The 5,040-nt window shown below is 56.4% G+C and carries 4 protein-coding genes; 2 read left to right on the top strand and 2 right to left on the bottom strand.

The window, feature by feature from the left end:
• A partial coding sequence (locus CPT76_RS17295) for a response regulator transcription factor (protein WP_146116335.1) occupies positions 1 to 375 on the bottom strand: 375 nt, incomplete at its 3' end.
• 24 nt (positions 376 to 399) lie between these two features.
• Positions 400 to 1,344 (bottom strand): D-alanyl-D-alanine carboxypeptidase family protein, encoded by a 945-nt coding sequence (locus CPT76_RS17290; protein WP_105443720.1) that lies wholly within the window; start codon positions 1,342 to 1,344, stop codon positions 400 to 402.
• Positions 1,345 to 1,552: 208 nt separating this feature from the next.
• Between CPT76_RS17290 and CPT76_RS17285 the strand changes: the two genes are divergently transcribed.
• Both CPT76_RS17285 and helD read left to right on the top strand, forming a co-directional pair.
• A complete protein-coding gene (locus CPT76_RS17285) occupies positions 1,553 to 3,373 on the top strand; it encodes an adenine deaminase (RefSeq protein WP_105443719.1) in 1,821 nt (606 codons plus the stop codon).
• Between the two features lie 365 nt (positions 3,374 to 3,738).
• On the top strand, positions 3,739 to 5,040 hold a 1,302-nt coding region (gene helD / locus CPT76_RS37545; protein ID WP_308737605.1), incomplete at its 3' end, for an RNA polymerase recycling motor HelD.

The following is a 5,040-nucleotide window of genomic DNA, read 5'->3' as shown; positions in this document are numbered from 1 at the left end:
TTCATTATATTGAAAAGAACGCCGGAGGAGCGTTTTGACCCTCACGGTCAGTTCCAGCGGATTAAACGGCTTGATCATGTAATCGTCGGCCCCCGTCATCAGGCCGAGAATTTTGTCCATATCCTCGGTCTTGGCGCTGAGCATCAGAATCGGAATGGTCGACTCGTTCTCCCGAACCTGGCGGCATACCTCGAGGCCGTTCAGTTTGGGCATCATCACGTCCAGTACGATGAGGTCGACCGGATGCTCGTTCAGCAGCTGGAGCGCCTCCTCGCCATGATAGGCGCAGATGACGTGAAAACCTTCATTTTGCAAATAAATCGAAATCAGATTGGCGATTTCCTTGTCGTCGTCGACGACCATAATGTTGCGCATGCATAAACCTCCATCAGTGCTTGTCTATAAGTTCGAGACGGCATGGACCGTTCGGGTCAGCCAGCTGCGGGCAGGATTGTCCGCATGCTCAAAGGCGTAATCGAACATGGCCGCGGCGTCCTGGAACCGGGTCTCGGTGTCGGGCGCTCCCATAACAACGGCAATGACCCGCTTGCCGTCCTTTTCGGTCGTGCCGGTAAAGCAGTACCCGGCCCGCTCCGTATACCCGGTTTTAAAGCCGTCGTTGCCCGGATAGGCGTATGGCTCGCCGGGGAGCATCGCGTTGGTCGTATGCAGCGTAATTCGTTTCTCGGGGATGCTGACATCGGCCTTCTGCGTAATATTTAAAATTTCGGGGTAGGAATCAATGAGGCACTTCGCCAGTTTGGCCACATCCTGCGCGCTCAGCATCGTCTCTCCCCGCGAAGACGCCGACTTGAACTGACGCAGATCGCTTGAAGTCAGTCCGGTCGCATTGGCGAAAACGGCTTGGGGGGACAGGCCGATGTCCTTGGCCTTGGCGTTCATCCGTTTGACGAATTCTTTCTCGCTGCCGCCAATATGTTCGGAAATGGCCACCGCCGCATCGTTGGCGGAGTGCACGACCATCGCTTCAAACAGCTGGCGCAGCGTCAGCGTCTCGCCTTCGCGGAGTCCGATCTCGGAACCCGTCACGTTCGCGGCATACCGGCTGGCGGTGACGAGCTCATCCCAGGTGCTTTGCCCCTGATGGATGCTGTCCAGCACGAGCAGCTCCGTCATCATTTTGGACATGCTGGCCGGCGGGAGTGATTGAGACCCGTTATGCTCATAATATACCTTTCCGCTCTCCGCATCCATAAGAACGGCTGCCTGCGCCTTGATCGTAATCATGGGAAACCGGATCAGGCTGACGGCCGCGGCGACCGTCAAGCTCGACAGCAGCGCCAGCGCAATCAGTTTTCTTTTTTGCTTTTGCTTTGATTTCATTGCACCATACCTCGTTTATCCGTTTTGAATACCTTTCATTCTTTTACCAGTCTAACCATCAAACTTTAATTGCCCTACAAGAAAATCTTAAGAAATGTAAAGTTTTCGTCCTTGTTCGGATATATAATATGACTAACCTAATGCCGTCCGGCAGCATGGATAAAGTTACAGATATCGATCGAGAGATAGAGAGACTGGAGGGTTTACAATGCACAACAACACTTGGAAAAGACTCCCGATGGCCGACTGTGTCCGGGATTTGGTCGCCACCGCACGCGGGGACCGCAAATCAAGCCTCGTCATCCTGAACGTGAGACTGGTCAACGTCTTGTCAGGCGAAATCGTGCCGGAGATGTCCATTGCGGTGCAGGGGCCGCGGATCGCTTATGTCGGCAAGGACGTGAGCCATACCATCGGCGAAGGGACCGTGGTCATTGATGCCGGAGGCAAATATGCAGCGCCCGGACTGCTGGACGGACATTGTCATATTGAGAGCACGCAGCTTACGGCAACCGAATTCGCCAGAGCGGTGCTTCCGCTGGGCACGACCGGCGGGTTTTTCGATGCGCATGAAATTTCGAACGTCCTCGGACTGCCGGGCCTTCGCTTCATGCTGGAGGAAGCCAGAACGACGCCTCTGGCCGCCTATATGCAGGTCGCATCCTGCGTGCCGTCAACCCACCCCGGGCTGGAAACCACCGGAGCTTACATCGGTCCTGAAGAAGTGGCGGAAGCGCTCAGCTGGGGGCCGGATATGATCGGATTGGGCGAAGTGATGAACTTCCCCGGCGTCGTATACGGCGACGACAAAATGATCGGGGAAATCGAGGAGACGCTGCGGGCCGGAAAATACGCGGACGGACACTTTACATGGAGCTCCGGGGATTGGAGGCTTCCGGTGTATGCGGCAAGCGGTATTAACGGAGACCATGAATGCGTGAGCGCGGAGGATGTCATCGAGCGCGTCCGGCTCGGCATGTACGCCAAGATGCGGCAGGGCTCGGCCTGGCATGACGTTGCGGCCACCATCAAGGCGCATACCGAAGGCGGCCTGGATACCCGGCGCATGATTCTGGTCACGGACGACCGAAGCTCCGAGTCGCTGATGAACGAAGGGCATATGAATTTTGTCGTCCGCCACGCCATTGCGCAGGGCGTCAAGCCGGTAACGGCTTTTCAGATGGCTACGATCAATACGGCAGAACGGTTCGGGGTGGCCAGAGATATCGGAGCGATCGCTCCCGGGCTCTGCGCGGACATCATTTTGCTGGACGGGAATTTGGCCGACGTGAACGTCACGATGACGATCGCGGCCGGACACGTTGTGGCGGAGGATGGCCGGATGACCGCCGAGTGGGAGCCATATGCCATACCGGCAGAGGCGTACGGCACCGTCAAATTGGGGCGTCCGATTGAAGAACGGGATTTGGTCATCGCCGCGCCGCAGACGGGCGGAACGGTTGAGGTCCGGGCAATTGGGGTCGTAGAGAACCATGTGGAGACGAAGGAAACGTGGGTGAACGTGCCGGTGGAAGATTCGACGCTTCGCGTTACGCCGGAGAGCGGCCTCTGCAAAATGGCGGTATTTGAACGCCACGGTCAAGGCGGAGGCCATGCGCTCGGCATCGTGGCGGGGATCGGCTTTGAAGAACCGGCAGCCATCGCAATGACCGTGGCCCATGACAGCCATAACGTAACGGTCATCGGCAATGATGACCGGCTGATGGCGCAGGCGGGAAACCGCGTGGCCGAGATGCAGGGCGGCGTCGTGATGCTCACGCGCACGGGCCGGACGGAGTTTCCGCTGCCGGTCGGCGGCCTGATGTCCGATCAGCCGTTTGAAACGGTCGCGAGCCAGTCCGAAGCGATCAGCCAGGCGCTGATTCAGTCCGGCTGCCTGCTGAACAACGCGTTCATGACGCTGTCGCTTCTGGCGCTGGTCGTCATTCCGGAGCTGCGACTGTCGGATAAAGGACTGGTCCGAATTTCGGCGGATGGCATTGAGATCGTACCGCTGTTCCGGAGCTGAGCAAGGAATTTGAAGAGGGCGGACAACATCCGAACCGGCGGGCGCCATATAAGGCTCCGCCGGTCTTTTTAGTAGGCAAAGATTGGGTGAAGTAAAAGGAAACGGACGGGCCGTCCGCGAATTATAATAACATACAGGTTGAGTCACGAAGAAAATCGGGGCGATGCCACAGCCCTCCTGGAAGGACGAGGTACGCCAAAAAGGGGAGCCGGAGGCTCCCCTTATCCTGCATTGATTTACAATTCAAAAGTTGGTAATATAGAACTTGTGACTCTAAAAAGATAAAAATTAAAATAATAATCCTATATGGATTTTATCACATTGGGATGAGTTTGTCAAACATTTAAAAGGGGATGGATATCGGCATGGATTTAAACGATCAGGACTGGCAGCAGGAGCAGGAGCGGGTAACTCAGGTCACCGGGAAAATCGCCCGCCGCAAAAAAGCGCTTGAAGCGGAGGTTGGAACGGTCCGGGGAGATGTCGTGGAGCTGAGAAAGGATTTCTGGGATGAGGTTCGCGTCAACTTCAGCAGCGCCGACGACCTCGGAGAGACCTCGACCAGTTTGCGGCAGCAGTCCCAGGTGCTGTCGGAGCGCGAGCGCAGTCATCTGCAGGCTTTTGAATCCTTGAAGAAGCTGCGGCTGCTGGAGAAATCGCCGTATTTCGGCCGGATAGATTTTACGGAAAACGGTCAGAAGCAGACGGAACAGATTTACCTTGGCATCGCTTCGTTCCTGGATGATGACCAGGAGACCTTCCTCGTGTACGACTGGCGGGCTCCCGTCTCCAGCCTGTACTACGACGGTGCGCCCGGGCCGGCTTCCTACCAAACACCCGGCGGCGAAATTGAAGGGACGATGGAACTGAAGCGTCAGTTCGTCATTAAGGACGGCAGGATCGACGTCATGTTCGACACCGGCGTCACCATCGGCGACGAGCTGCTGCAGCAGGTGCTCAGCCACAGCTCCGACAGCCAGATGAAAAGCATTGTGGCGACGATTCAGAAGGAGCAGAACGCCGTGATCCGCAACGACAAGATCCGGATGCTGGTCGTGCAGGGGGCGGCCGGGAGCGGCAAGACGTCTGCGGCCCTGCAGCGTGTCGCCTATTTGCTATACAAATACAGGGAAATTCTGAAGGCCGACCAGGTGCTTCTGTTTTCCCCCAACCCGCTGTTTAACAGCTATGTCTCCACCGTCCTGCCGGAGCTGGGCGAGGAGAACATGATGCAGACGACGTTCCAGGCGTACCTGGAACACCGGCTCAGCAAGGAATACGACCTGGAAGACGTGTTTTCGCAAATGGAGTCGATTCTGAATGCGGAGGAAGGGGAATGGTTAGAGAATAAAAAGGCGTCGATTGCCTTCAAGGCCTCGCCGGCGTTTCTGAATATCATCCGCAGCTACAAGGATTATCTGGAGCATGACGGCATGATCTTTAAGCCGATCCGCTTCAAGGGGCATCTTATCGTTTCGGCTGAAGCGATGAAAGAGAAATTTTACAGCTATGAACCTGCGGTTCGCCTGGCCAACCGGATCGAGCTGATGCGGGAGTGGCTTCAGAAGGAGCTTGCCGCCTTTGCAAAGCAGGAGCGGAAGGCTGCCTGGGTCGATGACCAGATTGAGCTGCTCAGCGCGGAGGAATACCAAAAGGCGTATACCCAT

This window comes from Paenibacillus sp. AR247, assembly GCF_002968895.1.
In the GTDB taxonomy this organism is placed as follows: Bacteria; Bacillota; Bacilli; order Paenibacillales; family Paenibacillaceae; genus Paenibacillus_AQ; species Paenibacillus_AQ favisporus.
Note: the sequence above shows the minus strand (reverse complement) of the source record. Positions and strands in the feature narration are given on the sequence as shown.